Origin of the sequence: Bartonella sp. AP150HLJHH, from assembly GCF_042196385.1 — a bacterium.
Taxonomy (GTDB): domain Bacteria; phylum Pseudomonadota; class Alphaproteobacteria; order Rhizobiales; family Rhizobiaceae; genus Bartonella.
In genome coordinates this window covers 182,003-207,990 of record NZ_JBHIQC010000002.1, presented here as the reverse complement: position 1 = coordinate 207,990, position 25,988 = coordinate 182,003, and the positions used below count along the sequence as shown (strand labels likewise).

The window sequence follows — 25,988 nt, the reverse complement described above, 5'->3', positions numbered from 1 at the left end:
AATATGCATTCATTTTTGTACGACCGTCAGCATTTATCTTGTTGTGCTGTAAAACATCGTTGTTTGGGGAGGTAACATAAGGCATGTAAACTTCACACATGAAGTGTTTTTAGAAGATATGGCGAATATTCTAAGTTTGCTTGTAGGTCTTTGTGTAAGTGCAGCATATGAGTGGGAAGCAAGAGGAACCCGCTTAATGAGAATTCAGACCTTTACAGACGGGATTTGGTGTGACTTTTGGTTCTTGAAAACAAAGAGAAAGTCAATGATTGTAAATGAGAGTTTTTTGACACCATACATTGGCAGCAGGAATCGATGATGTAGAACGCTTTTTTCAGAGAGGTAAAAACGGTTTTCATAACAATAGAAACTGTTTTTTTGCGGTATAATTTTGGGTGTTTGCCACATTATTAAAAACACCAGAAGATTACTGGAAGTGTTTTTGAATTTTTTTTATAAATCATTTCTCCATGTTGAATGAAAGCTTTGAATATTTCAGAATATTCTTATTTCATCTCTCTTTTATAATCAAAATCATTTAGATAGAAAGGGTTATCGTAATATTGAGAATTGGAAAATACAATGATGGTATAGGTTTTTATTTTTATTCCAGAAAGCTGGCAGAATGGATTTATACTATTTGCAGGTAGTGTCGTAAAATGGGAATGATAAGCATGAGAGATATTGTTTAAGAATTTGTATGTGAATAACATAACTATCTTTTTTGGGCATTTTATTTTTCGTAAAAGCGGAATTTCACTAAAAACGCGATAAATAAAAGAAATGATAGTATATACGTTTTTCCTCAGGATTTTATAAGAAAGAAAGTGTTTATAAAAATGATGAGAAAATGCGTTTAAAGTAAAGACAACAGTAAAATGATTATTTTATATTACATCTTCAGATTCAGAAAATTTTCCTATTTTATCATGAGTAGATATCCTATTTACAATATTTGATTGTTCAAAGGAAAGCACACTTATTTTTTCAAAATTATGGCCAACGTAAAACAGTGAGAAAATTTGTGTGTCATGCTCTTATATAAAATAAGAAAATCGTAAAAAAAGAATATTCAAAGGATTTAATTTTCTCGCGCAACGGCTCTCCATCCGATATCTCGACGAACAAAACCTTCTGGCCAATCAATAAAATCAACAGCTTCATAAGCACGTTTTTGTGCATGCGTAATCGTTTTTCCTGTTGCAGTTATATTGAGTACACGTCCACCATTTGCAATGAGTTCTCCATCACGCAACACTGTACCAGCTTGAAAAACTTTCACATCGGGAAGAGTGTTTACTTGATCAACGTTACGGATAACAGTACCTTTTTGGGGAGAGTCTGGATAACCATTAGCAGCCATAACAACGGTGAGAGCTGTTTTTTCAGACCACCGAAGAGGCTTATTTTCAAGTTTTCCTTGAGCTGCAGCAAGAAAAATTGGCAAAATATCATCTTTGAGGCGCATCATTAAAACTTGACATTCAGGATCACCGAATCGTACGTTAAATTCAATTAATTCGGGTCCTTTTTGCGTTATCATTAATCCGACGAAGAGAATACCTTTAAAGGGGGCGCCCATTTCTTTCATGCTTATTAAAGCTGGTTCAACAATTTCTTTGAGAGTACGATTCACTATTTCTTGGGTCATGATGGGCGCTGGTGAATAAGCACCCATACCACCGGTGTTTGCTCCAGTATCCCCATCACCTACACGTTTATGATCTTGAGCAGATCCAAAAGGAAGAGCAACTTTACCATCACAAAGGCAGAAGAAGCTTGCTTCTTCACCTTCAAGAAAAGATTCTACAACAATTTTGTTTCCTGCATCTCCAAATGTACTTTTGAAGCAGGCATCAACTGCGTTAAACGCTTCTTCCATAGTTGTTGCAACCACGACACCTTTGCCAGCTGCTAAGCCATCAGCTTTAATAACAATGGGAACACCTTGTTGCTGAATGTAAGCTTTAGCTTTAGAGGCATCATTAAAGCATTGGTAACTTCCTGTAGGAATGTTATTCTTCCGACATAAATCTTTTGTAAAGGCTTTTGAACCTTCTAGTTGAGCAGCTTTTTGAGTAGGACCAAATACACAGATGTTAGCGCTATTAAGAGAGTCTGTTATACCCGCCACCAAGGGTGCTTCTGGTCCTACAATTACAAGATCAATAGAATGTGCTTTACAAAAATCAATAACAAGGGGATGGTCATCAATGTTCAAATTAATATTTTCACCAAATTCTGTTGTTGCAGGATTTCCAGGAGCACAATATAACTTTGTTAGCAGTGGTGATGCTGCTATTTTCCATGCTAAAGCATGTTCTCGTCCACCTGAGCCAATAAGAAGAATATTCATTGCTTGCTCCTCTCATAAAAGATAATTAATCTCATCCCCTTCTCATAAGAATGAAATGTCTCTATCGCAAGACCAAAGGTAAATCATTTGATGAAAAAAAATAAAAATATCGCGCATGTTCAGTCCTATGATAGCCAAGGACGGGTTATGGATGCATCTTCCAAACAATGGGTCTACAGCTTCCTTCCCCGTTCTTTATGGTTTTATGCGCAATTGGCGCGTTGGGATCGGCCTATCGGTTGGCAATTGTTGATGTGGCCTTGTTTTTGGTCAACAACAATGGCTTTTTTCTCTTATAACATGCATTACGATACTCTTTTATCAATGTTTCTTCATTGGGTTTGGTATCTTTTTCTTTTTTTTCTGGGGTCTATTGCTATGCGAGGGGCAGGATGTACTTGGAATGATCTTATTGACCATAAAATTGATGCTCAGGTAGAAAGGACACGTTCTCGCCCATTGCCGACAGGTCATGTGAGTCGGTTGCAAGCAAGAGTTTTTATACTTGTGCAATGTTTAGTTGGTTTAGTTGTTTTATCACAATTTAATAGGTTTAGTTTTTTTCTAGGTATTTCGTCATTGATAGCTGTTGCATTTTATCCTTTTATGAAACGCGTAACATATTGGCCGCAGTTTTTTTTAGGCGTTGCATTTAATTGGGGGGCATTAATGGGGTGGGCTGTTGTCTTTGGAAGTTTAAGCTGGGCACCAATCTTGCTTTATGTGGGATCAATTTTGTGGACCATAGGATACGACACAATCTACGCACATCAAGATAAAGAAGATGACATTACTGTTGGTGTCCGTTCTACGGCTCTTCTTTTTGGTAAAGCAACCAAGCGTGCTTTAGTATTTTTGTATGGTGGTTTTGTGATGTTCGTTAGTCTAGCATTTTATTTGGCAAATGTCCCCATTGTTAGTTTTTTGGGGATTTTTGTGGCAAGCATCCATATGTTTATTCAAATTAAAGTCATTGATATAGATGATAGTTCACAATGCCTCAGGCTTTTCAAATCTAATTCGCTTATTGGTTTTGTGATTTTTGCTGGTTTAGTATGTGGGGGTATATGGATGATATTTTATTCTGCGGTCTAAAAATAAGTTAGCTAAAATCATAGTTTCTATTGAATACAGTATGTTTTTTTAATTAGCTTGTTGCTAATCTATTTTTAAGCAATACAGTAGAAAATATCACCAATTAACCTTTACAGTGAAAATAAAATTCTTCTATTTAAATAAAATAAATCAGCTTCTTTTAGAATTTTTCGAATAAAAAATATTTGTTTAATTGTTGCGAAGAAAAAATCTTCATAACGATGAAGTTTGAAGGATTAGGGATAAAGTTTTTGTCTTTTCCAATCGCTGTGTTCAACACAATCCCGTGTAAAAAGCAGACGATCATGTAAACGAAATGGGCGATCGCACCAGAACTCTATAGAAAGGGGTTTAACACGAAACCCAGACCAATAAGGTGGTCGTGGAATATTGCCTAGAGCATAACGCGCAGTATATTGAGCAATTGCTTTTTCGAGCACAAAACGATTGTCTAAAGGTTGAGATTGTTTAGAGGCCCATGCACCAATTCGACTACCACGTGGTCGCGATTGGAAATAGGCATCGGCTTCCTGTTGACTTACTTTTTCAACGATTCCTCTAATTCTGACTTGACGACGGAGTGATTTCCAATGAAAACCTAAGGATGCTTTCATTGATTTTAAAATTTCTTGTCCTTTACAGCTTTCATAATTGGTATAGAAGACAAAGCCTTGGGGACTGTAGTCTTTGAGGAGAACCATACGAACATTAGGGAGTCCTGTTTCGTCAACTGTTGCTAATGCCATAGCATTCGGATCATTTATTTCACTTATCGTTGCCTCTTCAAGCCACTTTGCGAAAAGTTCAAAAGGTTTTTGCATTTGCATAAAATGATCATCTGTTGGTATTTTTTTGCTCATAGTTTCTCCAAATATCAGTGAGCATGGGTGAGGCATTTTCTCATTTACTTTATCATCAAGAAGTCACAGTACCATTTTTTCTTATTTTCAAAAAGCCAATGCTATCGTGTATTTCTATGGTAATTTAATTATTTTTACTTTAGCATAGACTACAAGGAGCTATATTAAATAAATATCTCATTTTATCTGGTATTTTAGTTTATTGATAGACATATAAAGAGAAAAGAAGAAATTATTCTTTAGAATAGACTGATGAAGCTATAAGGGATATTGAACAACGTATCAGTTGATATTTTGAAAACGAAGAAATTGAAAAGAGGGCAATATGCGTGATCCCTACACGATTCTGGGTGTGGCACGTACCGCAAAATCGCAAGAGATTAAATCGGCATTTAGAAGATTAGCGAAGAAATATCATCCAGACCATAATAAAGATGATACAAAGGCTAAAGAGAAATTTGCTGAAATTAATCAAGCCTATGAAATTATAGGTGATAAAGATAAAAAGGCACAATTTGACCGCGGTGAAATTGATATGGAAGGAAAACCGCTTTATCAAGCCTATGGTGCTGGTGAAAATTTTAGCAATAAACAAAATCCCTTTTCAGGAAGAGCAAAGGGATTTGATTTTTCCTCTTCAGGTGGTGCAAGTTTTGATGCGAGTGATATTTTTCGGGATCTGTTTGGAGGAGGTGGTAGCTTTTCGAATTCCACACACTATAACCGTCACCAACAAGGAGCACATGTTCGTGCTAATCTTGCCATAACATTAGAGCAGATGGTTGGCGCAGAAAAGGTGGAAGCTGTTTTTCCAAATGGAAAAAAGTTAAAAATTAAACTGCCAGATTATATTGAAGACGGACAGACTATTCGTTTAAAAGGTCAGGGAGAAGAGGTACCTCACGGGCAAGCAGGAGATGCGTTAATAACCATTCAGATTCAAAAACATCCTCATTTTCGGGTTGAAGGAAGAGCACTCCATCTTGATTTACCAGTTTCTCTTAAACATGCTGTTTTGGGAGCAAAAGAAGAAGTTGAGACGTTGGAGGGGCGTGTGGTTTTAACGATTCCTGCGTGGTCAAGTTCTGATCGCGTTTTACGGTTGAAAGGGAAAGGGCTTCGTTTAAAAAATGGTACAAGAGATGATCTTTATGTGCATGTTCGCATTATGTTGCCGGGAGATGAAAATGCCGCCGCACTAGAACAGTTTTTGCAAATGCAACAAGATTAATTTTAAAAATTTTATATATAAAAGCGTAGTTTTTGTTTGATTTTAAACCAATTGCTTGAAGAAAAAGTTGACCTGTGTCATAGGCAGGTGAATAATACTAATTTTAAGTAACAATGGGGCAGTGCTGATGGCTAAGGGTAATGGTTTATTGTACGGTAAGCGTGGTTTAATTTTGGGGTTGGCCAATAATCGCTCCATCGCTTGGGGAATCGCTAAAGCGGCAAGTGGCGCAGGGGCAGAGCTTGCTTTTACCTATCAGGGTGAAGCAATGAAAAAGCGTGTCGAGCCTTTGGCTGAAGAATTAAAGGGATTTGTTTGTGGACATTGTGATGTTTCTGACAGTGTCTCTATTGATACGGTCTTTAGAGAAATAGAGAAGAAATGGGGAAAACTTGATTTTTTAGTTCATGCTATTGGTTTTTCTGATAAAGATGAATTAAGTGGTCGTTATATTGATATCAGCGAATCAAATTTTATGATGACCATGAATATTTCCGTTTATTCCCTAACAGCTCTAACGAAGCGTGCAGAAAAATTGATGCCAGATGGTGGTTCAATCTTGACACTAACCTATTATGGTGCAGAAAAGGTTGTTCCCAATTATAATGTAATGGGGGTTGCCAAAGCCGCTCTTGAAGCGAGCGTGAAATATTTAGCGGTAGATTTAGGTCCCCAAAATATTCGTGTTAATGCTATATCTGCTGGACCAATTAAAACGTTAGCGGCTTCTGGTATTGGTGATTTTCGTTATATTTTAAAATGGAATGAATATAATGCTCCATTACGTCGTACGGTAACAATTGAAGAGGTTGGTGATTCTGCGCTTTATTTTCTTTCAGATTTGTCTCGTTCTGTTACCGGTGAAGTCCATCATGTCGATTCGGGTTATAATATCATAGGTATGAAAGCAGTTGATGCCCCAGACATTTCTGTCGTTAAAGAATAAAGTTTGGTTTATAAGATTTTATTAGACAGCAGTAATTTGACCAAATTTAAGGTGTCCAAGAGTATTTGGGAGAAAAGAGCTGTTTTGTGTATAGCACACAACATACGTTATCGTTGTATATATTTGACAGAGAAATGGATCTTTTTTCATGTCGCATAATACATTTGGTCATTTGTTTCGTGTAACAACATGGGGTGAAAGTCATGGTGCTTCTCTTGGTTGTGTCATTGATGGTTGTCCACCTGGAATTATTTTTACTCTTGCAGACGTTCAAGCTTATCTTGATAAACGCAAGCCAGGACAATCAAAATACACAACGCAGCGCCGAGAACCAGATGAAGTAGAGGTCCTTTCAGGAGTTGTTGTTCAAGACGATGGAACGACATTGGTGACAACAGGTACACCAATTTCTCTGTTGATTCGAAACACAGATCAACGCTCTCAAGATTATGGAGCAATTGCTCATCAGTATCGTCCAGGACATGCGGATTATACTTATGATATTAAATATGGCATTCGTGATTTTCGAGGCGGGGGACGTGCTTCGGCACGGGAGACGGCAGCACGTGTTGCAGCAGGTGCATTTGCTCGTAAAATCGTTCCTGGTTTGATTGTACGAGGAGCAGTGATAGCAATTGGTCCTCATAATATTAATCGTGATCGTTGGGATTGGTCAGAGGTTGATAATAATCCTTTTTTTACAGCTGATGCAGAGATGGTTCACATTTTTAGTGACTATATCAGTAAACTCCGTAAAGAGGGGACATCTGTTGGTGCGGTTGTTGAGATCGTTGCAGAAAATGTTCCGGCAGGTTTAGGAGCCCCTATTTACGCAAAGCTTGATCAAGATATTGCCTCGTTACTTATGTCGATTAATGCGGTAAAAGGTGTGGAAATTGGTGATGGTTTTGCGGCAGCCCGCTTGAGAGGAGAAGAAAATGCCGATGAAATGCGAATGGGAAATGATGGAAAACCGCTTTTTTTATCCAATCATGCTGGTGGTATTTTAGGGGGAATATCGAGTGGACAGCCAATTGTTGCGCGTTTTGCTGTAAAGCCTACTTCATCAATTTTAACACCTCGTCGTTCCATTGATGTTGATGGTCATGATATAGACGTTATAACAAAGGGACGTCATGATCCATGTGTTGGGATTCGTGCCGTTCCTGTTGGTGAAGCGATGGTTGCTTGTGCTATTGCTGACCATTATCTAAGACATCGCGGTCAAGTTGGGTGATTGAAAAGGTGAACAATGGCGTATGATGAAAAAAAAATTGTTTCTGCACTTAAAGCTTTTGAACGCGGTGAAATTGTTGTGGTGACAGATGATGATGACCGTGAAAATGAGGGTGATTTAACTGTTGCTGCAGCGCATTGTACAGAAGAAAAGATGGCGTTTATTCTTCGTCACACAACAGGTATTGTGTGCACACCTATGCCAAAAAAAGAAGCAAAACGGTTTAATCTTTCTCCTATGGTACCAGATAATAACTCTGCACATGGGACGCAATTTACGGTTACTGTTGATTTTAAACACGGCATAACAACAGGAATTTCAGCGCATGACCGTACATTAGCTGTACGTAATCTTGCGAATTCAAATGCAAGTGCGGATGATTTTGTTCGTCCAGGGCATGTTTTTCCTTTAATTGCGCATGAAGGGGGAGTGCTCATGCGTTCAGGTCACACGGAGGCTGCTGTTGATTTATGTAAATTAGCTAATTTGCCGCCGGTTGGTGTTATCGGTGAGTTAGTTAATGATGATGGAAGCGTTAAACATGGCGATCAGATTATGAAATTTGCGCAAGAACATCGGTTGCATATTATAACGGTTGCAGATTTAATTGCTTACCGCCAACGTAAGGAAATATTGATCAAGCATGTTGGAGAAATGCCTATTGAAACATTCGTAGGTCCCGCTATTGTTCAAAGTTATCAACTCCCTTGGGAAGTCGTTCAGCATATTGCAATTGTTTTTGGTGATGTCCGTGAGGGTGAGAATATTCCTGTGCATTTACATCATGAAAACATTATAAGTGACGTTTTTTGTCAAACTTCAGATATTATGGTGATGATGCGGCGTATGATGGAAAAAGAAAAACGTGGCGTATTTATTTATTTGCGTGAAGGATCTGTTATACAATCAACTGTTGGTATTCAAAACATGACAAGAAACAGTTCAGAAAACCATGTGCAGGCAATTGAACGCGAAGAAGAATGGCGCAAAATTGGTTTAGGATCACAAATTTTAAAATATTTAGGAATAGGCTCTGTTATTGTTTATACTTCTAAAGAGCATCATTATATAGGTTTGGAAGGTTTTGGAGTTCGTATATCCAGAACAGATATTTTTTGAGGTTCATATGAAAAAAGAGATACAAGAGGGGGATATTACGACCTTAAGCTTTGAGCAAGCGCTTAAGCAACTTGAAGTTATTGTCGAAAATTTGGAACGTGGTGATGTGCCTTTGGAACAATCCATTGATATTTATGAACGCGGTGAAGCGCTTAAAAAGCATTGTGAAAAACTCTTAAGAGTTGCTGAAGCTAAAGTTGAAAAAATCCAGCTTTCAGAAGAAGGTTTTCCAGAAGGAGTGGAACCACTTGATGCTAAATAATTTAAATCTTTTTGGATATTTATTGTGGGACCTAAGAGAAGCAATAACCTTAGTTTATAAACAGAAAGTTTTATTGATTTCTTTTTTATAAAATAAGTTAAAAATGAGGAAATTATAGCTCATCTCAAATAGAAAAGAGCATTTTTCAGTAAAAAAGATGCAAAACTGTAAATAAAAGAGTAGAGAAGATATATTTTTATCATTGTGTTTTCTTGAGTTAAGATAATAGAAAGGATTTTTTTTGTCTCAGGTCTTAACACCATTGCTTGACCGTGTTTGTTTTCCGCAAGATTTGCGGGCATTACCTGAGTCTGATTTGGTACAGTTGGCTGATGAGTTGCGGACCGCAACAATTGATGCGGTTTCTGTAACAGGTGGTCATCTTGGGGCGGGACTTGGTGTTGTTGAGCTCACTGTTGCATTACATTATATTTTTGATACACCAGAGGATAGGATTATTTGGGATGTTGGTCATCAAACCTATCCACACAAGATTTTAACGGGGCGTAGAGAAAAAATTCGCACATTACGTCAAGAGGGCGGATTATCTGGTTTTACAAAACGTTCAGAAAGTGTGTATGATCCATTTGGGGCGGGGCATTCGTCTACTTCTATTTCAGCGGGGCTTGGTATGGCAGTGGCAAGTGCTTTGAAAGCAGAGACAAGACGCAATATCATAACTGTCATTGGTGATGGTGCAATGTCTGCGGGCATGGCTTATGAAGCCATGAACAACGCTGGTGCTTTGAATGCACGCTTGATTGTTGTTCTTAATGATAACGATATGTCTATAGCACCACCTACAGGTGCTATGAGTGCACATCTTGCACGATTAGTGTCTCGTCCTTCTTATCGTCATTTACGTGAACGCGTAAAGATGTTGAGCGAAAAATTGCCAAAGTTTTTTTTGGATAAAGCCCGTCGTTCAGAGGAATTTGCGCGTGGACTTTTGGTTGGGGGAACTTTATTTGATGAGCTTGGCTTTTATTATGTTGGCCCCATAGATGGGCACAATTTGGGGCATTTATTGCCTGTTTTTAAAAATGTTCGTGAATATCCTAATGGTCCTGTTTTGGTGCATGTTGTAACCCATAAGGGAAAGGGATATCCACCTGCAGAGGCCTCGTCTGATAAATATCATGGTGTTAATCGTTTTGATGTCACGACAGGAAAACAGGTAAAAGCATCAAGTAATATTCTACCCTATACCAAGGTATTTTCTAAAGCTTTAATAGAAGAAGCTCGCCATAATGATAAGATTGTTGGCATAACAGCAGCGATGCCAACAGGGACAGGCCTTGATTCTTTTGCGAAAAAATTTCCTGAAAAAATGTTTGATGTTGGTATTGCTGAGCAACATGCCGTAACTTTTGCGGCAGGACTTGCTTGTGAAGGGTATAAGCCTTTTGTTGCAATTTATTCTACTTTTTTACAGCGTGCTTATGATCAAATTATTCATGATGTATCAATTCAAAAATTACCGGTACGTTTTGCTATTGACCGAGCAGGTTTTGTGGGGGCAGATGGTGCAACACATGCTGGAAGTTTTGATATTGTTTTTTTGGCCACTCTTCCTGACTTTGTTGTTATGGCACCTTCTGATGAGCTTGAACTGATGCATATGGTGCGTACAGCTGCAGCTTATGATCAGGGACCAATTTCTTTTCGTTATCCGCGTGGTGAGGGGATTGGTATAGATTTACCGCAACGTGGTGAGTTATTAGAAATTGGAAAAGGGCGCGTTCTGCGTGAAGGAAATAGAATCGCTTTGGTTTGTTTTGGAACGCGGATGTCAGAAGTGTTGCAAGCTGCTGATGCGTTGGAGGCTGAAGGATTGTCTACAACGGTTGCAGATGCACGGTTTGCAAAACCTTTAGATAAAGATTTGATGCGTCGTTTGGCACGTGAGCATGAGGTATTGGTGACAATTGAGGAAGGGGCAATCGGTGGATTTGGAGCGCACATATTACAATTTTTAGCGCAAGAAGGGCTCTTAGAGCATGGTTTGAAAGTTCGTACACTAAAATTTCCTGATGAATATTTGAATCATGGTTCACCAGAAAAAGTTCTTTCACGTGTCGGACTTGACGCTATGGGTATTTTAAACACGGTTTTTGCTGTTTTGGGACGCGAGATTCGAACAGGATAGAAAATTCGAGTATGAGATGGCTTCCAGAAAAAGACTCGATATTCTTTTAGTTGAAAAAAACTTTTTTACGACACGTTCACGCGCACGTGATGCAATTATGCGCCAAACTGTTAAAGTTAACGGAGAAATCGTTTTTAAAGCTGGGCAAATCGTTTTTGATGATGCAGAGATTACCGTTTGTGATCCAGCGCAGAATTATGTTTCTCGGGCAGCGTTAAAATTGATTGCTGCACTTGATGCATTTCCAATTATAACAGATAAAGTGACAGCCATTGATGTTGGTGCATCAACAGGTGGTTTTACGCAAGTTCTCTTAGAGCGTGGAGCAGATCATGTCATTGCCGTTGATGTTGGGCATCATCAATTTGATAAACGTTTATTGGGCAACAGTGCTATAACGTTATTAGAAGGCTTGAATGTCAGAGATTTTAAACAGGAACATTTAGGTGGGCGAGAAATTGATCTTATCGTTTCAGATGTTAGCTTTATTTCGCTCAAACTTGCATTGCCTCCCGTGTTGTCTTTAGCCAAGAAGGGTGCCCAAGCTGTTTTACTGGTAAAGCCTCAGTTTGAGGTTGGTCGTAAACACTTTAGTAAGGGAGGAATATTAAGTCCATCAAGTGCTAAAGAAACTGCTGAGGCGCTTTTTGTTTGGTTAAATATACAAACAGGGTGGAGTGCAAAAGGTTTAATTTCTTCCCCTATTACAGGTGGTGATGGCAACGTGGAATATTTACTATTCGGAGAAAAACAAGAGTGAATGACAATGTCATAATCGATCATATCGGAGCAAATGGTTATGGTATTGCTAAGACGTCTCACGGCTTCGTTTCTGTTCCTTTTACTTTACCAGGAGAGTGTGCTGAAATTACTGTTCATGGAAAATATGCAACATATATAACATTAAAAGAAAAATCATCAGAACGCATTGATACTCTTTGTCAGCATTTTGGAGAATGTGGAGGGTGTACTCTTCAGCATTGGCATATGGATGCTTATCGCGTATGGAAACAACAATTGGTTGTTGAGGCGCTTAAAAAGTATGGACTTAATAATGTTGTTGCGCCTTTAATAGAATGTAAACCTTATAGCCGACGGCGGATTACTCTAACAGCATCCATGACCCCACAGGGGCAAAAAGTTGGTTTTAACCGTTATCTCTCTCATGAGATTGTAGCTCTTGAGGAATGCCCAGTAAGCCGTCCAGAGCTTATTTCTCAGTTGCATAATATCAGAGAGCTCTGTGCTTTTCTAAAGAGCTCTGCCAAACGGTTTCATGTTACGATAACATGTGTTGAAAATGGTTTAGATGTTGCTTTAAGCGGTTGCATTATACACCATGAATCACTTCGTCAGAGAATGATCAGTGCTGCTCTTTCATATGGGATTATACGTTTATCTGTTGACGGTGAAGTTTTGGTTGAACGAGAAAAACCAGAGATTTACTTTGGAGATGTCCGTGTTGAATTTCCTTCTGGTGGTTTTCTGCAAGCAACTTGTGAAGCTGAAAATATAATGGGCAATATTATTTTGACTCATTTTAAAAAAGCAAAGAATGCTGTTGATTTGTTTTCAGGGGTAGGAACATTTACCTTGCGTATGGCAAAAAAGATGAATGTTCATGCAGTAGAAAATAATGAAGATGCATTAAGAAATCTAAATACAGCAGCACGTTTTGCGACTGGTTTAAAAACGGTCACTTGTGAAAAACGTGATCTTTTCCGACATCCCCTTTCTGTAAAGGAACTTGAATGTTTTGAGAGTGTTGTTTTTGATCCTCCCCGTGCTGGTGCAGAGCAACAAGTACGTGAATTAGCGAAGACTATAGTATCACGTGTTGTGGCAATTTCTTGTAATCCTACTACATTTGCTCGTGATTTATCTCTTCTTGTTGCAAGGGGGTATACAGTAGAAAAAATCATACCGATTGATCAATTTTTATGGTCACCACATGTCGAAATTGTTGCTGTTTTGAGCAAAAAGAAAAAAAAGAAAGGTTGGAAACTTTAGCCTAATTTTTTTAAAAGTTTACCTGAGTATTATTATAAAATCTCTCCAAAATTTATCTATAATAATAACCTTTTTCTCGTTGATTTAAGAGCACTAAATGTAGAAAGTCTTTTTTATTATGAATATAAAAGACAAGTTACCCCACACAAAAGACTAATATCTTACGAAAAAGATGTGTCTGAATAAGCCTGTGCCGTCGTTATATTTGCCATCCCCTAATGTTTCTTAAAACTCTTGGCACTTGAGACGCCCCATAAGAGGAATCTTTAGTCTTTTCTTGTACAGTTTTTATCCATATAACTCTCCCCGCCTGTAACGTATAAACGAATGATTTTGATTGATCCAACAGACACAGATTTAAAATGAGAGAATCTTGCGGTATTCAAGGTTCTAATACAATATGAATAACGCTAGATTATCTTTATAAATCAATTCATTGTAATCTCCCCCTCACAAAATGGTCGTAATAGACGAGAAGGAGGCAATACTGGGAAGGAATGAGCAAGCTTATTCCTCTATAAGCGCAGTTCCACCGATTGTCATATTATTGATTCGAAGATGAGGTTGACCAACACCAACAGGGACATTTTGCCCTGCTTTTCCGCACATACCAATACCATTGTCTAGTTTACTATCATTACCAATCATTGTGATACGTTTCATAGCATCCGGTCCATTTCCAATAAGAGTTGCACCTTTGATTGGTGCACAAATTTTGCCATTTTCTACTCGGTATGCTTCAGTACATTCAAAGACGAATTTTCCGGAAGTAATATCAACTTGTCCTCCACCAAATGAAACAGCATAGATACCACTTTTAAGTGAAGAAAGGATTTCTTCAGGTGTTTTATCTCCTCCTAGCATGATTGTATTGGTCATTCGTGGCATTGGTGCATAAGCATAAGATTCACGCCGTCCATTTCCAGTTGATTTACCTCCCATAAGCCGTGCATTAAGCCTGTCTTGCATAAAACCAACGAGTTTTCCATCTTCAATGAGAACGTTATATCTTGAAGGGGTCCCCTCATCATCGACAGTGAGAGAGCCACGGCATTGTGGAATTGTTCCATCATCAACAACTGTAACACCTTTTGCTGCAACTTGTTGTCCTAAAAGTCCAGCAAAAGCCGATGTTTTTTTACGGTTAAAGTCACCTTCTAAACCATGACCTACGGCTTCATGGAGCATAACACCAGGCCATCCGTTAGCTAAGACAACATCAAAAGATCCAGCAGGTGCTGCTTCTGCTTCTAAATTTGTTAAAGCCATACGTAAGGCTTCATCCGCAGCTTTTTTCCAATTGTCTTCATGAATAAATTGGTTAAATGCTTGTCTCCCTCCACATCCATAAAAACCATTTTCACGACGATTGCCTTCAGCTGCGACCACAGATATAGAAAGTCGCACAAGGGGACGAATATCACGAACCAAATAACCATCTGCACGTAAAATTTCAACATGTTGTAGCGAGCCGGAAAGAGAAACAGTCACCTGATGCAATTTATCATTTTTAGCACGTAAATAGGCATCAATTTTTTGCAAAAGAGCACTTTTTTCTTCAAATGATGGAGCATCAAGGGGATTATGCGGTTGATAAAGCCTTTTGTTTGTTTGTTGAGGTGCTATGCTATAAGTCCCTGCATGATTATTATAGGTAACAGCTTTAGCAGCTTCACTGGCACGTTTGAGTGCAGCAGCTGATAACTCACTAGAGTGAGCATATCCAGTAGCCTCTCCAGCAACAACGCGTAGTCCAAATCCCATATCTTGATGAAATGAGCCGTTTTTAAGCTGTCCATTATCAAATAAAAGAGCTTCGCTTTCTGTATACTCAAGGTAAAGCTCACCATCATCAGCATGATGAAGTGTTTCCTGTATAAGTGATTGCACTTTAGAGGAAGCAATATCAAAATGATCAATCAGCGATTTCATAAGAATTATCCTATTTTTATGGGGGCTTCGAAGATTTTTATCAATCTAATTTTAAGAATCTTTCAAAATATACGATGAGATTTTGATTGTTTAAAATGTATTGATTTCATTCATGTCGGTAAGGTTGCATAGGCGTCGCCAAGACCATGAAGGTCAACAAAACCTCCAATCCCTTGTTCAGGAGTTGTAAAGATAAAATAGGTTGCCATTTTTCCTTTTAAAAAGAGCTGCAATATGTCTTCTTTAAGAAAGGCTTCAGCAACACAATTATCACCAAGACAACGACGATATTCCATTCTGCCCATATTTTTATCGTCAATTTTAATTCCAACGCCAGGACGTAATTCAACGCGAATCGGAACAAAAACACGCATCAAAGCACCTTGCTTTTGAGGAAGTTTATAAAATGTAACGCGCAAGGTAATATCTTGACGCCCTTGTGTGTGAACGTTTTGTACAACTTCACACTGCATGTTAGGTGTACCTGGTGGTAGAGAACACACTTTTGTCCATGCACCATAGGTTTGCGGAGCAGGAACATCTTGTGCATAGGGTGTTTGTGCAAATGCATGACTGATAAAACTACTATAAAGTGTGTAAAGAACAGCACCAATAAAAAAAGTTTTTTTGAGTAATTTATAAAGTATCACAGAAAATCCTATCCGACTCAACACCCACAACCGGGCATAGATTTACATAAAAAATGAATTCCCTATAAAAAACTATAACACAAAATCAGTATTTACCCAAATATATTAATTCATATGATATATTTTTATGATACATTTGTAATGTGGAGAGAACGTTGATTGAAAAAATGTATTTTTATTGCCAATATTTCCATTTACTTTTAGGGGATACGTGCGAAAGAGATATTTCATATTTTCTCAAAAATACGATTGGTCTTAATGGGTTATTTCCATACGCTAGATAATATTTGTCAGATAATATTGGGTTTGTGAATGACAGAAATGGAAAAGGGCTTTGAGTGGAATGTCAGTTTCAGAAGAGTTATCGGTTGTGAATGGTAAATCAACGCCACCAAAATCCGGTATTGGTGATTACATCACATTATTAAAGCCACGTGTTATGTCTCTTGTGGTCTTTACGGCTCTGGTTGGTTTGCTTGTATCGCCTGTTCCTATCAATCCGTGGTATGGTTTTTTAGCAATTTTATGTATTGCTGCTGGTGGAGGTGGTGCGGGAGCACTGAACATGTGGTATGATGCTGACATTGATGCTGTGATGGAACGGACTAAAAAGCGTCCTATTCCCATGGGTAAAATCAGCTCCCAAAAGGCATTTATTTTTGGCATGGTTCTTTCTATGCTCTCGGTATTGGTTATGGGGAGCTTCATTAATTGGTTTGCGGCATTTTTTCTTGCGTTTACGATTTTCTTTTATGTCGTTATCTATACAATTTGGTTAAAGCGTATCACACCACAAAATATTGTTATTGGTGGTGCTTCTGGGGCTTTTCCACCAATGATTGGATGGGCCGTGACAACAGGGACAGTGAGTATTGATAGCTTTTTATTATTTTTAATCATTTTTATGTGGACCCCCCCTCACTTTTGGGCTCTTTCTTTATTTTCATCTCTTGATTATGAGGCTGCAGGTATCCCTATGATGCCTAATGTACGAGGTGAACATTCAACAAAAAAACAGATTTTATTTTATACTATTTTGATGGCATTGTGTGCTGCTGCTCCTTGCTTTACTGGTCTTGGCGGAATTTTTTATGGTATTTTTTCAACAATTTTAAGCATTATCTTTATTTATTTTGCCTATCGTTTATGGCAAGCTGATACACATAATGAAACTATTTTGATGGCCAAAAAAACGTTTTTCTTTTCGTTACTGTATTTGGCAGCTATCTTTGGAATTCTTTTGATTGAATCTCTTGTTTGGTATTTTATCGCTCTTTAGTTGCGTAAAATGAAAGAGCAAATTTTAAAAGAGCTTTTCTTCAAGAAAATTCTGTAAGAAAACACGATAGAGTGTGTTCTTATGCAAAAGATGATATTGCACGTTTTTTTACATTGCTTATTCATGTATAATAATAGGTTGTTTGAATATATAGCTAAAACTATAGAGATTAAGGATGATTTATGTCTGGACTTCCCCCTTTAACGATACGTCTTTGTGGTCCACGTGGATTTTGTGCAGGGGTTGATCGTGCTATCCAGATTGTTCTGCTTGCATTAAAAAAATATGGTGTTCCAGTATATGTCCGTCATGAAATTGTACACAACCGCTACGTGGTTGAGGGATTACAGCAACGGGGTGCTGTTTTTGTCGAAGAACTTAATGAGATTCCAGAAGAACATCGCAATCAACCAGTTGTTTTTTCTGCTCATGGTGTACCAAAATCTGTTTCAGAAGAAGCACGATACTATAATTTGTTTTATCTTGACGCAACATGTCCGTTGGTCTCGAAAGTTCATAAACAAGCGATACGACATCAACGTCATGGTCGTCATGTTATATTGATTGGTCATGCTGGTCATCCTGAGGTGATAGGGACAATGGGACAGCTTGAAGAAGGAGTTGTGACGCTTATTGAAACGATAGAAGATGCTTTGCATTATCAACCCAATGATCCAGATAAATTAGGATTTGTGACACAAACAACGCTTTCTGTTGAAGATACTGCAGGAATTATCGATATATTACAACAACGTTTTCCTACATTAGCAGCCCCAGCGGCTGAGTCAATTTGCTATGCTACAACGAATCGACAAGATGCGGTTAAAGCAGCGGCAAAGGGGAGCGATTTGTTTTTGATTGTTGGAGCACCAAATTCTTCTAATTCACGACGTTTAGTAGAGGTTGCCGAAAAGTCTGGTGCGCGGCAAGCTATTTTAGTTCAGCGCGCTGATGAAATTAATTTTGAAAACCTAAAATCTCTTTCTATTGTCAGTCTTTCAGCAGGGGCTTCGGCTCCTGAAATTATTATTGATGAAATTATTTCAGCATTTCGTGAGCGTTATGATGTCACAATAGAATTAGCTGAAACAGCGGTAGAAACGGAAAAATTTTTAGTGAGTCGCGAATTACGTGACGTCATTTTAACGTCTCAAGATATGGCTTTCGTCAATAGTCAAGCAAATAGTGCAAAAAATGAAAATCAGAATACAAACATATCTACAACGAAAGCAGAATAATGGCCGTTTATACAGATATTCACCCAAATGATTTAAAAGTGTTTTTAACACGTTATGCAATAGGATCACTTTTGTCTTATCAAGGTATAGAGGAGGGGACTGAAAATTCTAATTTTATGTTAGAGACAACACAAGGGCGATTTATTTTAACACTTTATGAAAAGCGTATTTCAAAAGATGATTTACCTTTTTTTTGTTGCTTGATGCAGCATTTAGGACAGCGTGGAATTCCTTGTCCTCAACCTGTTATTCAAAATGATGGAATGATGATCTGTGAATTAGCAGGACGTCCTGCCGCTATTATTACTTTTCTGGAAGGAGAGTGGATCCGCCAGCCCAATATAGATCATTGTGGCGAAGTGGGGACGGGGTTAGCACAATTGCATTTAGCAGGACAGGATTTTACACTTAGTCGTAAAAATACTCTTTCTGTTATGGATTGGAAGGTCTTGTGGCAACGTTGTCAAACCAAAGAAGATGCATTGTTAAAAGAATTTGGACAAAAAATTGAGTTGGAATTGGCTTTTTTACAGAAAAATTGGCCGTTCAATTTACCAATAGGCATTATTCATGCAGATCTATTTAATGATAACGTCTTTTTTGTGAATCATCGTCTTTCTGGGATGATAGATTTCTATTTTGCTTGTAATGACTTTTTTGCTTATGATTTAGCGATCTGTTTAAATGCTTGGTGCTTTGAGCCTGATCATTCCTATAATCTTACCAAAGCACGTAAGTTATTGGAAAGTTATCAAAAAATAAGACCATTGATCCCTTTAGAATTGGACAAGATGATTTTATTAGCTCGTGGTGCGTCTCTACGTTTCTTACTCACACGTCTATATGATTGGTTTAATACACCGCCTAATAGCTTTGTTATTAAGAAAGATCCATGGGAGTATTGGCACAAGCTTTGTTTTTTCAGTAATGTAAATTCGCTAAGTGAATTAGGTTTTTAAATTTTATGGCAACTCCACAAAAAGTCGTTGAAATTTATACAGATGGTGCTTGCTCAGGGAACCCTGGAATTGGAGGATGGGGGGCAATTTTACGCTGGAATGGTCATGAACGGGAGCTTTATGGCGGTAAGGTCCATACGACAAACAATCAAATGGAACTCATGGCGGCAATTTGTGCATTAAAGGCGCTTAAAGAGCCCTGTTTGGTCGATCTTTATACAGACTCAGTTTATGTACGTAACGGTATATCTAAGTGGATTGAAGATTGGAAAAAGAATAATTGGCGCACTGCATCAAAAAATCCTGTTAAAAATATGGAGCTATGGCAAGCTCTTGAGGATGCTAGTTCTTGTCATACAGTTAGATGGCACTGGGTAAAAGGGCATGCGGGACATCCAGAAAATGAACGCGCAGATGCCCTTGCTCGCAAAGCAATTACTCAATATCGTGAAAATGGACGTTTTCCAGCATAATTGCTTTTTGAGAGCTTTTTCTTTTATCATGGAGACGCAAGAGGGGTTGGCTGCGTATGGAATATGAATGTTCCACTTAAGGCGTGATCTTTAAAAGAAATTGTATAAAAAATTTTTTGGTTTATTTCTTCTGGTGTGAAATAGAGTGGAGCACTGAAGAGTGTATATTCTGCGTTATCACTGACTTTTCTTGCTGCTCCAATTTGCATTTCTCCTCCATCTAAAAAGAGAGAGGAAGGAGTGGTTTTGTTGTTATTTTGTATTTTTATAAGAAGGGTACTGTTATTTTTTTCGGCACTTATTTTTAGTGCATTCTGCATCATGCGGGGCAAAGAATCTTGCGCCTTTTTTAAGAAGGAAGCAGGAAGCTGTTTATTTTTAAGAGCAGATGGCGAAAAATCAAAGTTAATAGTAAATGGAAGACAGATTTTATTACATAATCCAAGAGTGAAAGCACCACTTAAATTTTTGCTTGAACCAGAAAGATTGAAGGGCAATATTACTTTATCTTTATAACCTAATGACCAATCATTTTCTGTTTCAAAAAGCTGTGGAGTAGGATAAAAGATTTCATAAGAAATCTGTTGGTTGAAATTAAAAAATGGTGCCATGCCAGAATTACCTGGATTACGCCAGTAAGTTTTCCATCCTGGTTTAAGCTCAATTTCAATAATGCCTTCTCTTATTCCAGAAAGAGAAGGTTCAGTGATCGCTAATCGGATACGACCACCATCTGATTCATACCAAGATGTTGCGAAAAGCTGGAGTTTTTGTTCTGTTTGAGCATTTACAGGAATGTTAAGTAATTCTAAAACTATGAATGTTAAGCTTAAAGTAACTAAAAGCTTTTTATAAAAGAAAGTTGCGATATTTTGTAAATTTGTAAATATACGACTTTTTTTCATTGGAGTTTTATTTTCCTAGTGTGCTAAATGAACAAACTTTTATCATGTAAATTATGGAGAATAACAGATTAATGAAGCGGTGTAATGGCTTTTTAGGTGGACAATTACTCATAGCAATGCCTGGGATGAATGACAAACGCTTTATTCGTTCTGTTATTTATATTTGTGCGCATTCTGATGCCGGTGCGATGGGCATCATTCTTAATCAATTGCATCATATTGATTTTCCAGAGCTTTTGCTTCATTTGGGAGTCATAGACAGTGGCCAAAAAAAAAGTCTTTCTGAACCAATAAAACAGTTTCCTGTTCGCTATGGTGGTCCTGTTGATCCTTCGCGTGGTTTTGTCCTTCATTCAGATGATTATACTTGTGAAGAAACTGTTTTTATTGCAGATAAGATCTGTTTTACTGCGACAATTGATATATTAAAAGCGATCAGTTGCGAACAAGGTCCGCAACATGCACTGGTCGCATTAGGCTATGCTGGATGGAAAGCGGGGCAACTTGAGGCAGAAATTTCTACAAATGGTTGGCTAATCAGTTCTACATCACCTAGTTTTCTTTTTGAAAGCGATTTAAGCTGCAAGTATGATAAAAGTTTAACACGCATGGGTATCGATCCAACTTATCTTGCTTCTGAAATGGGACACGCGTAGAGTTTTTTCTAAGCTTTTTAACTTTACACGTTATTTTATCCCTTATGTTTTTATTTTATAAGGGAAATGGCTCTGAACGAGCGTAATTAATTCTTCTATGGCAATCGGTTTCGTCACAAGTGTACTTTGAACATATTTACAGCCTTCTTGACGGAGGAAGATTGCTTCTTTTTCATTTTCAACACCTTCTGCGATAATTTGCAAATTAAGATCTGTTGCCATATTAATGATAGACTTTAGAACAATTTTCTTCTTAAGAGAGTCGATTGAGATAAGTGAACGATCAAGTTTAACCATATCAAATGGATAACGTACGAGATAGGTCAGAGACGAATAACCTGTTCCAAAATTATCGAGTGCGAGATTCATTCCAAGTGTTTTAATTTGTTCAAGAAAGTGCGCTGATTGTTCAGGATTATTTCTTAAGACAAATTCAGATATTTCAATCATCAGACGCCCTTTGTGGAGCGGATGGCGAAGCAAAGCGGCACGCAATTGACTGATAAAACGAGGATGAATCATTTCTGCGCTTGGTAAATTAATTGAAATAAAGAAAGATTGTTGGGAAAACTTTTCTTGTACATTTATAAGATCAATAATGGCATTATCAATGATAAATTGTGACAAATCCATAACAATTTGTTCATTTTCTACGATTTTTATGAAATCAGAGACATTTAAATTTCCATAAGTGGGGTGATGCCATTCTACAATTGTTTCAAAACCAATAATATGTCCGTCTGATAAATTAAGAATAGGATGGTAGAGGATTTTCATCTCATTACGTTTTATGGCATAATGAACATCTTTCTCCAGAGTATTATGTTCGAGACCCAAAGTGCGAAAATTAGGACGAAAAGGTTCAATATGGTTCCCACCCATTTGTTTTGCGCGAATCATCGCTAACTCACTATCATTAAAAATATCTTTAGCCGTCGATCGGCTTTCACTCCATGTAACCAATCCGATAGAGGTTGAAAGGATTATTTTATTTTCTGAAAGTGAAATAGGTGCTGAAATTGTTTTGTGCAAATGATCTGCAAATGCTGCAATTTTTTGTGGTTCGGTTTCACTGAGTAAAATAATTGCAAAGCGGTCTGCTGAAAGACGCGATAAGGTGTCTTGAAAGTTAATGAGACGATTTAAACGACGTGCGATTATAAGCAGTACAGTATCCCCAACTGCTATGCCTAATTTGCGATTAATTTGGCGAAAATTGTCAAAATCAATCATAAAGACAGTCGGTCTAATTTTGATATTTGCTTTCGCTAAAGAGGTATAATTTTGTAGTCTATCAAAGAAAATTTGTTGGTTAGGAAGTCCAGTTAAGCTGTCGTGGATTGCATCATGCAATAAGCGTTCTTCGGATTTTTTATGGTTAGTAATATTGACAATGGTTCCAATGACACGTGTGATTTTTCCATCTTTTTGCATAGCCGGACGTGCACGAAGAGAAAACCAATGATAATAACCACCACCGGAAGAAAGCCGAAAAATTTGATCAATGCGCCCTTTTTTATTTTTAAGAATGATATCCAATACGGCTTGAAAGCGTTCACGATCATCATGGTGCAAGGCTGAAATCCAGTTGCGCATAGGTCCATTGAGGTTATGAATTTCAGTACCAAAAAGGGTTGCCATGTTTGGATGTACAACAATACGATCACGCTCAATATTCCAATCCCAAATAATATTTCCAGCTCCCTTTGCTGCGAGTACTTGTTGTTCAAGGTCGGAAAATATTCCTTCATGGAAAGCGTCATTAGAAAAAGTTTGTTGCAGGACAGTAAAGCTTATGAGAAGAACAATGAGCACTAATCCCCCTGCTAATGCTGGCTGGATAATATCATTGTTTAAATGTCCAGCTATGCAGGTATAGGCTCCAACACACCAAAAGCTAATGAGCAACCATGTTGGAATAAGCATAATGGCGCGGTCATAGCTTCTGATTGAGAAATAGATGATTAATATTATACCAAGCACAGCGGTAAGGCCAAAAGACAAACGCGCAATTCCAGCTGCTCTGATGGGATCGTAAATAGCAAAGGCTCCTAGACTGCAAAACGCAATGGTCCAAGCGATAGCACCGTAACTAAAATGATAATGCCAGCGGTTAAGGCTGAGATAGGTAAAAAGAAAAATGAAGAGTGTAGCAGTAAGTGCTACTTCTGTACCAGCACGCCAGATTGGTTGGGTTGTGAGTGTAACTGCAAAGAATTTATTTAAAAAGTTGAAGTCAATACCAATATAAAAAAGCACTGCCCAAGCAACTGCCGCTGTTGCAGGAAACAGCCCCGTTCCACGGACGACGAAGAGAACAGTTAACAAAAGCGCTAAGAGACCTGATATCCCAAGAAGAATACCATGATAAAGCGTATAAGAATTAATTGCATCTTTATAAGCTTCAGGTTGCCATAAATAGATTTGCGGTAGATTTGCAGAGTTAAGTTCGGCTACAAATGTAATAACAGCACCAGGGTTAAGGGTAATACGAAAGATATCAGAGTTTGCACTAAGTTGACGATCGAGGGAAAAACCTTCGCTTGGCGTTATGGATTGAATCCTTGATGATCCAAGGTCTGGCCAAAAAAATCCAGAACGTGCCATGCGGTAATGGGGGGCAACGATGAGACGATCAACTTGTTCATCTGTTGGATTTGCAAGAGAAAAAACTGCCCAATTTCCGGAAAATTTTTCATTTTTTGCCTGCACTTCAATACGCCATACAATACCATCTGGTCCTGGTGCTGTACTTGTTTGAAAAATAGAGTTGTTTGTATGGTGAATTTCAATTGCTTTTGAGAGATCAAGAGCAGCATCTTGAGAAGAAATTTTAACTGGTTCAATTGCTTGTGCTGATGTAAGATGGACAAAAGAACTAACGACTACAATGAAAATGATGTCAATTATTTTACGCAAACTCTTCACAATGTCCCACTCTCAATATTTTAGGATGTTTAATTTTCATTTCGACTTTTGAGAAAAAACGTCCACCTTTTATAATTTATTTACATAATAAATTGTTATCACTTTTTCTTAAGTTATGTGATTTTATATACAAATAGACCACACACCCATTTGCTTCAATGGAACCTGAAGCGAATGAAGTTTTATATTTTAAAAGTGCAAAGTTAAACCATGAATTTTCAGATTTCACGGATATACCTTCACTTATTAGAATCTTTATCACATGAAGTATGAATTGGGTAGTTTTGTACGCCTATTTGCCCAATATTTCCAAAACTTATTTAATGAGGAGAGCTTTTGTGGTAAATTTTATGATAAAATATGTGACGTTATTGTGATGTTGCATTGAAAAGAAGTTTTTACTTTAGCTTGTATGAAAGAGTTGACGTTAAATCATCAAAATTTATAAGGGGTCCTACAGGTCCGACAGCAGTTAGTGTTGGAGTGGAGTTTGTAAAAAGACGATGTGCTAAATCAGTTAATCTTTTAGGAGTGATGAGATTGAGGCGTTCAATTGTTTCCGATATTGGAATTGGTCGACCATAAAGGAGTATTTGGCGAGCAATGAGATGTGCTTGACTAGAGGGATTTTCCTGTGACATTGTCAGATTTGCACGATATTGCGTTTGTGCTCGTTGCAGTTCGTTGGCGTGAATATTTTTGCTGACCTTGGAAAGTTCATCAAGAATCACAGGAATAAGTTCTTTGAGCCCTTCTTGTCCGGTAGCTGCGTGAACACCAAAAAGCCCAGTATCTGAAAATCCCCAATGAAAAGCATAAATAGAATAGCATAATCCACGTTTCTCTCTTACCTCTTGAAAAAGACGTGAAGACATACCACCACCAAGAATGATTGAAAGAATTTGGGCTGCATAAAAATCACGCGCGTGATAAGCACGCCCTTCAAACCCTAGAACAACTTGTGTATCCATTAAATCGCGATATTCACGAAAGTCGCCACCGACATAATTTGCAAGATTAGTAAGAGGTGCGGTTGAATGGGAGCGAAAAGTACCAAGACGACTTTCAACTTCTCGCAAGAAACTTTCGTGCTTTACAGCTCCTGCAGCAACGACAATCATACGATCTGCACTATATTGTTTATTGATGAAATCATGGAGATCAGTAGATGTAAATGATTGAATAGTTTTAGCTGTTCCTAAAATAGAGCGTCCAAGGGATTGATGACGAAAGGCTGTTTCTGTAAAGTGATCAAAAACAATATCATCAGGAGTGTCATAGGCAGCACCAATTTCCTGAAAGATTACTTGTTTTTCTCGTTCTAGTTCATCGTCGTCAAATTTTGAATGCATTAAAATATCGGCTAAAATGTCTATAGCAAGTGGGATATCGCTTTTAAGTACACGTGCAAAGTAAGCTGTTGTTTCAATACTGGTTGTAGCATTGATTTCACCGCCAACATCTTCAATATCGGTTGCAATTTGAAAAGCAGTACGGTTTTCGGTTCCTTTAAAAGCCATATGCTCAAGAAGATGAGCAATACCATGCTGTGTGGAGGTTTCATTGCGTGAGCCCACTTTAACCCATATTCCGAGAGCAACACTATCAATTTGTTGCATTGTATGTGTGGCGATAGTCAAACCATTACTAAGGCGACATATATCTACATCCATGTATCTACAACTCCATTAAATAAGCTAAAC

21 protein-coding genes are annotated in these 25,988 nt (G+C 37.9%); 14 read left to right on the top strand and 7 right to left on the bottom strand.

The features are described 5' to 3' along the window. Positions 1-1,081: 1,081 nt before the first annotated feature. The gene (gene purD, locus ACFING_RS02080) at positions 1,082-2,356 is read right to left on the bottom strand and encodes a phosphoribosylamine--glycine ligase (protein ID WP_375629532.1); all 1,275 of its coding nucleotides are present in this window, start codon (positions 2,354-2,356) and stop codon (positions 1,082-1,084) included. 90 nt (positions 2,357-2,446) lie between these two features. Here purD and ubiA point away from each other — a divergent pair, with 90 nt between their 5' ends. Then, positions 2,447-3,451 (top strand): 4-hydroxybenzoate octaprenyltransferase, encoded by a 1,005-nt coding sequence (ubiA, locus tag ACFING_RS02075; RefSeq protein WP_375629529.1) that lies wholly within the window; start codon positions 2,447-2,449, stop codon positions 3,449-3,451. Between the two features lie 236 nt (positions 3,452-3,687). Here the strand turns inward: ubiA and pdxH are convergent, their stop codons facing one another. Further along, entirely contained in the window at positions 3,688-4,311 is a 624-nt protein-coding gene (gene pdxH / locus ACFING_RS02070; protein WP_375628318.1) for a pyridoxamine 5'-phosphate oxidase, read from the bottom strand. A gap of 325 nt (positions 4,312-4,636) precedes the next feature. Here pdxH and ACFING_RS02065 point away from each other — a divergent pair, with 325 nt between their 5' ends. From ACFING_RS02065 to ACFING_RS02030, 8 genes are all read left to right on the top strand, one after another. After that, complete coding sequence (locus ACFING_RS02065) at positions 4,637-5,542, top strand: DnaJ C-terminal domain-containing protein (protein WP_375629524.1); 906 nt, start codon at positions 4,637-4,639, stop codon at positions 5,540-5,542. A 127-nt stretch (positions 5,543-5,669) separates the two neighbouring features. Next, the gene (gene fabI, locus ACFING_RS02060) at positions 5,670-6,488 is read left to right on the top strand and encodes an enoyl-ACP reductase FabI (protein ID WP_375619738.1); all 819 of its coding nucleotides are present in this window, start codon (positions 5,670-5,672) and stop codon (positions 6,486-6,488) included. 148 nt (positions 6,489-6,636) lie between these two features. Next, a complete protein-coding gene (gene aroC / locus ACFING_RS02055) occupies positions 6,637-7,725 on the top strand; it encodes a chorismate synthase (RefSeq protein ID WP_375629521.1) in 1,089 nt (362 codons plus the stop codon). A gap of 15 nt (positions 7,726-7,740) precedes the next feature. Next, complete coding sequence (gene ribB / locus ACFING_RS02050; RefSeq protein WP_375629518.1) at positions 7,741-8,844, top strand: 3,4-dihydroxy-2-butanone-4-phosphate synthase; 1,104 nt, start codon at positions 7,741-7,743, stop codon at positions 8,842-8,844. A gap of 7 nt (positions 8,845-8,851) precedes the next feature. Beyond that, the gene (locus ACFING_RS02045; protein WP_375611123.1) at positions 8,852-9,106 is read left to right on the top strand and encodes an exodeoxyribonuclease VII small subunit; all 255 of its coding nucleotides are present in this window, start codon (positions 8,852-8,854) and stop codon (positions 9,104-9,106) included. Between the two features lie 241 nt (positions 9,107-9,347). Continuing rightward, positions 9,348-11,255 (top strand): 1-deoxy-D-xylulose-5-phosphate synthase, encoded by a 1,908-nt coding sequence (gene dxs / locus ACFING_RS02040; protein WP_375629515.1) that lies wholly within the window; start codon positions 9,348-9,350, stop codon positions 11,253-11,255. A 16-nt stretch (positions 11,256-11,271) separates the two neighbouring features. Then, a complete protein-coding gene (locus ACFING_RS02035) occupies positions 11,272-12,015 on the top strand; it encodes a TlyA family RNA methyltransferase (RefSeq protein WP_375620651.1) in 744 nt (247 codons plus the stop codon). Further along, the gene (locus ACFING_RS02030; RefSeq protein ID WP_375629512.1) at positions 12,012-13,265 is read left to right on the top strand and encodes a class I SAM-dependent RNA methyltransferase; all 1,254 of its coding nucleotides are present in this window, start codon (positions 12,012-12,014) and stop codon (positions 13,263-13,265) included. Before ACFING_RS02035 ends, ACFING_RS02030 begins: the two co-directional genes overlap by 4 nt. 507 nt (positions 13,266-13,772) lie before the next feature. On the opposite strand, the gene tldD is transcribed toward ACFING_RS02030, so the two are convergent. Together tldD and ACFING_RS02020 are read right to left on the bottom strand one after the other, a co-directional pair. After that, positions 13,773-15,197, bottom strand: a complete 1,425-nt coding sequence (tldD, locus tag ACFING_RS02025; RefSeq protein ID WP_375629510.1) for a metalloprotease TldD — start codon at positions 15,195-15,197, stop codon at positions 13,773-13,775. A gap of 110 nt (positions 15,198-15,307) precedes the next feature. Continuing rightward, the gene (locus tag ACFING_RS02020) at positions 15,308-15,847 is read right to left on the bottom strand and encodes an invasion associated locus B family protein (protein WP_375611128.1); all 540 of its coding nucleotides are present in this window, start codon (positions 15,845-15,847) and stop codon (positions 15,308-15,310) included. 343 nt (positions 15,848-16,190) lie between these two features. Here ACFING_RS02020 and cyoE point away from each other — a divergent pair, with 343 nt between their 5' ends. The 4 genes from cyoE (at position 16,191) to rnhA (ending at position 19,796) form a co-directional block, all read left to right on the top strand. Further along, positions 16,191-17,126 carry a heme o synthase gene (gene cyoE, locus ACFING_RS02015; protein WP_375620653.1) on the top strand — a complete coding sequence of 312 codons (936 nt, stop codon included), beginning with the start codon at positions 16,191-16,193 and terminating at the stop codon, positions 17,124-17,126. 182 nt (positions 17,127-17,308) lie between these two features. After that, positions 17,309-18,364, top strand: a complete 1,056-nt coding sequence (ispH, locus tag ACFING_RS02010) for a 4-hydroxy-3-methylbut-2-enyl diphosphate reductase (protein WP_375629507.1) — start codon at positions 17,309-17,311, stop codon at positions 18,362-18,364. Next, positions 18,364-19,323, top strand: coding sequence for a homoserine kinase (locus ACFING_RS02005; RefSeq protein ID WP_375629504.1), 960 nt, complete (start codon positions 18,364-18,366; stop codon positions 19,321-19,323). Before ispH ends, ACFING_RS02005 begins: the two co-directional genes overlap by 1 nt. A 5-nt stretch (positions 19,324-19,328) precedes the next feature. Then, positions 19,329-19,796 (top strand): ribonuclease HI, encoded by a 468-nt coding sequence (gene rnhA, locus ACFING_RS02000; protein ID WP_375620656.1) that lies wholly within the window; start codon positions 19,329-19,331, stop codon positions 19,794-19,796. A gap of 26 nt (positions 19,797-19,822) precedes the next feature. Here the strand turns inward: rnhA and ACFING_RS01995 are convergent, their stop codons facing one another. Next, complete coding sequence (locus tag ACFING_RS01995; RefSeq protein ID WP_375620657.1) at positions 19,823-20,701, bottom strand: protein-disulfide reductase DsbD domain-containing protein; 879 nt, start codon at positions 20,699-20,701, stop codon at positions 19,823-19,825. Positions 20,702-20,772: 71 nt separating this feature from the next. Here ACFING_RS01995 and ACFING_RS01990 point away from each other — a divergent pair, with 71 nt between their 5' ends. Then, positions 20,773-21,357: a YqgE/AlgH family protein gene (locus ACFING_RS01990; RefSeq protein WP_375620658.1), complete on the top strand. Its 585-nt coding sequence runs from the start codon at positions 20,773-20,775 to the stop codon at positions 21,355-21,357. Positions 21,358-21,399: 42 nt separating this feature from the next. Here the strand turns inward: ACFING_RS01990 and ACFING_RS01985 are convergent, their stop codons facing one another. Beyond that, complete coding sequence (locus ACFING_RS01985; protein ID WP_375620659.1) at positions 21,400-24,285, bottom strand: EAL domain-containing protein; 2,886 nt, start codon at positions 24,283-24,285, stop codon at positions 21,400-21,402. Positions 24,286-24,683: 398 nt separating this feature from the next. Continuing rightward, positions 24,684-25,958, bottom strand: a complete 1,275-nt coding sequence (locus tag ACFING_RS01980) for a M16 family metallopeptidase (RefSeq protein WP_375629501.1) — start codon at positions 25,956-25,958, stop codon at positions 24,684-24,686. Positions 25,959-25,988 lie beyond the last annotated feature (30 nt).

Coding starts and splice junctions, on each gene's coding strand:
- rnhA (WP_375620656.1), top strand. CDS start 19,329: ATGGCAACTCCACAAAAAGTCGTTGAAATTTATACAGATGGTGCTTGC.
- pdxH (WP_375628318.1), bottom strand. CDS start 4,311: ATGAGCAAAAAAATACCAACAGATGATCATTTTATGCAAATGCAAAAA.
- aroC (WP_375629521.1), top strand. CDS start 6,637: ATGTCGCATAATACATTTGGTCATTTGTTTCGTGTAACAACATGGGGT.
- ACFING_RS01995 (WP_375620657.1), bottom strand. CDS start 20,701: ATGAAAAAAAGTCGTATATTTACAAATTTACAAAATATCGCAACTTTC.
- cyoE (WP_375620653.1), top strand. CDS start 16,191: ATGTCAGTTTCAGAAGAGTTATCGGTTGTGAATGGTAAATCAACGCCA.
- ubiA (WP_375629529.1), top strand. CDS start 2,447: ATGAAAAAAAATAAAAATATCGCGCATGTTCAGTCCTATGATAGCCAA.
- ACFING_RS02005 (WP_375629504.1), top strand. CDS start 18,364: ATGGCCGTTTATACAGATATTCACCCAAATGATTTAAAAGTGTTTTTA.
- ispH (WP_375629507.1), top strand. CDS start 17,309: ATGTCTGGACTTCCCCCTTTAACGATACGTCTTTGTGGTCCACGTGGA.
- tldD (WP_375629510.1), bottom strand. CDS start 15,197: ATGAAATCGCTGATTGATCATTTTGATATTGCTTCCTCTAAAGTGCAA.
- ACFING_RS01980 (WP_375629501.1), bottom strand. CDS start 25,958: ATGGATGTAGATATATGTCGCCTTAGTAATGGTTTGACTATCGCCACA.
- ACFING_RS01990 (WP_375620658.1), top strand. CDS start 20,773: ATGAAGCGGTGTAATGGCTTTTTAGGTGGACAATTACTCATAGCAATG.
- ACFING_RS02065 (WP_375629524.1), top strand. CDS start 4,637: ATGCGTGATCCCTACACGATTCTGGGTGTGGCACGTACCGCAAAATCG.
- ACFING_RS02045 (WP_375611123.1), top strand. CDS start 8,852: ATGAAAAAAGAGATACAAGAGGGGGATATTACGACCTTAAGCTTTGAG.
- ACFING_RS02035 (WP_375620651.1), top strand. CDS start 11,272: ATGGCTTCCAGAAAAAGACTCGATATTCTTTTAGTTGAAAAAAACTTT.
- fabI (WP_375619738.1), top strand. CDS start 5,670: ATGGCTAAGGGTAATGGTTTATTGTACGGTAAGCGTGGTTTAATTTTG.
- purD (WP_375629532.1), bottom strand. CDS start 2,356: ATGAATATTCTTCTTATTGGCTCAGGTGGACGAGAACATGCTTTAGCA.
- ribB (WP_375629518.1), top strand. CDS start 7,741: ATGGCGTATGATGAAAAAAAAATTGTTTCTGCACTTAAAGCTTTTGAA.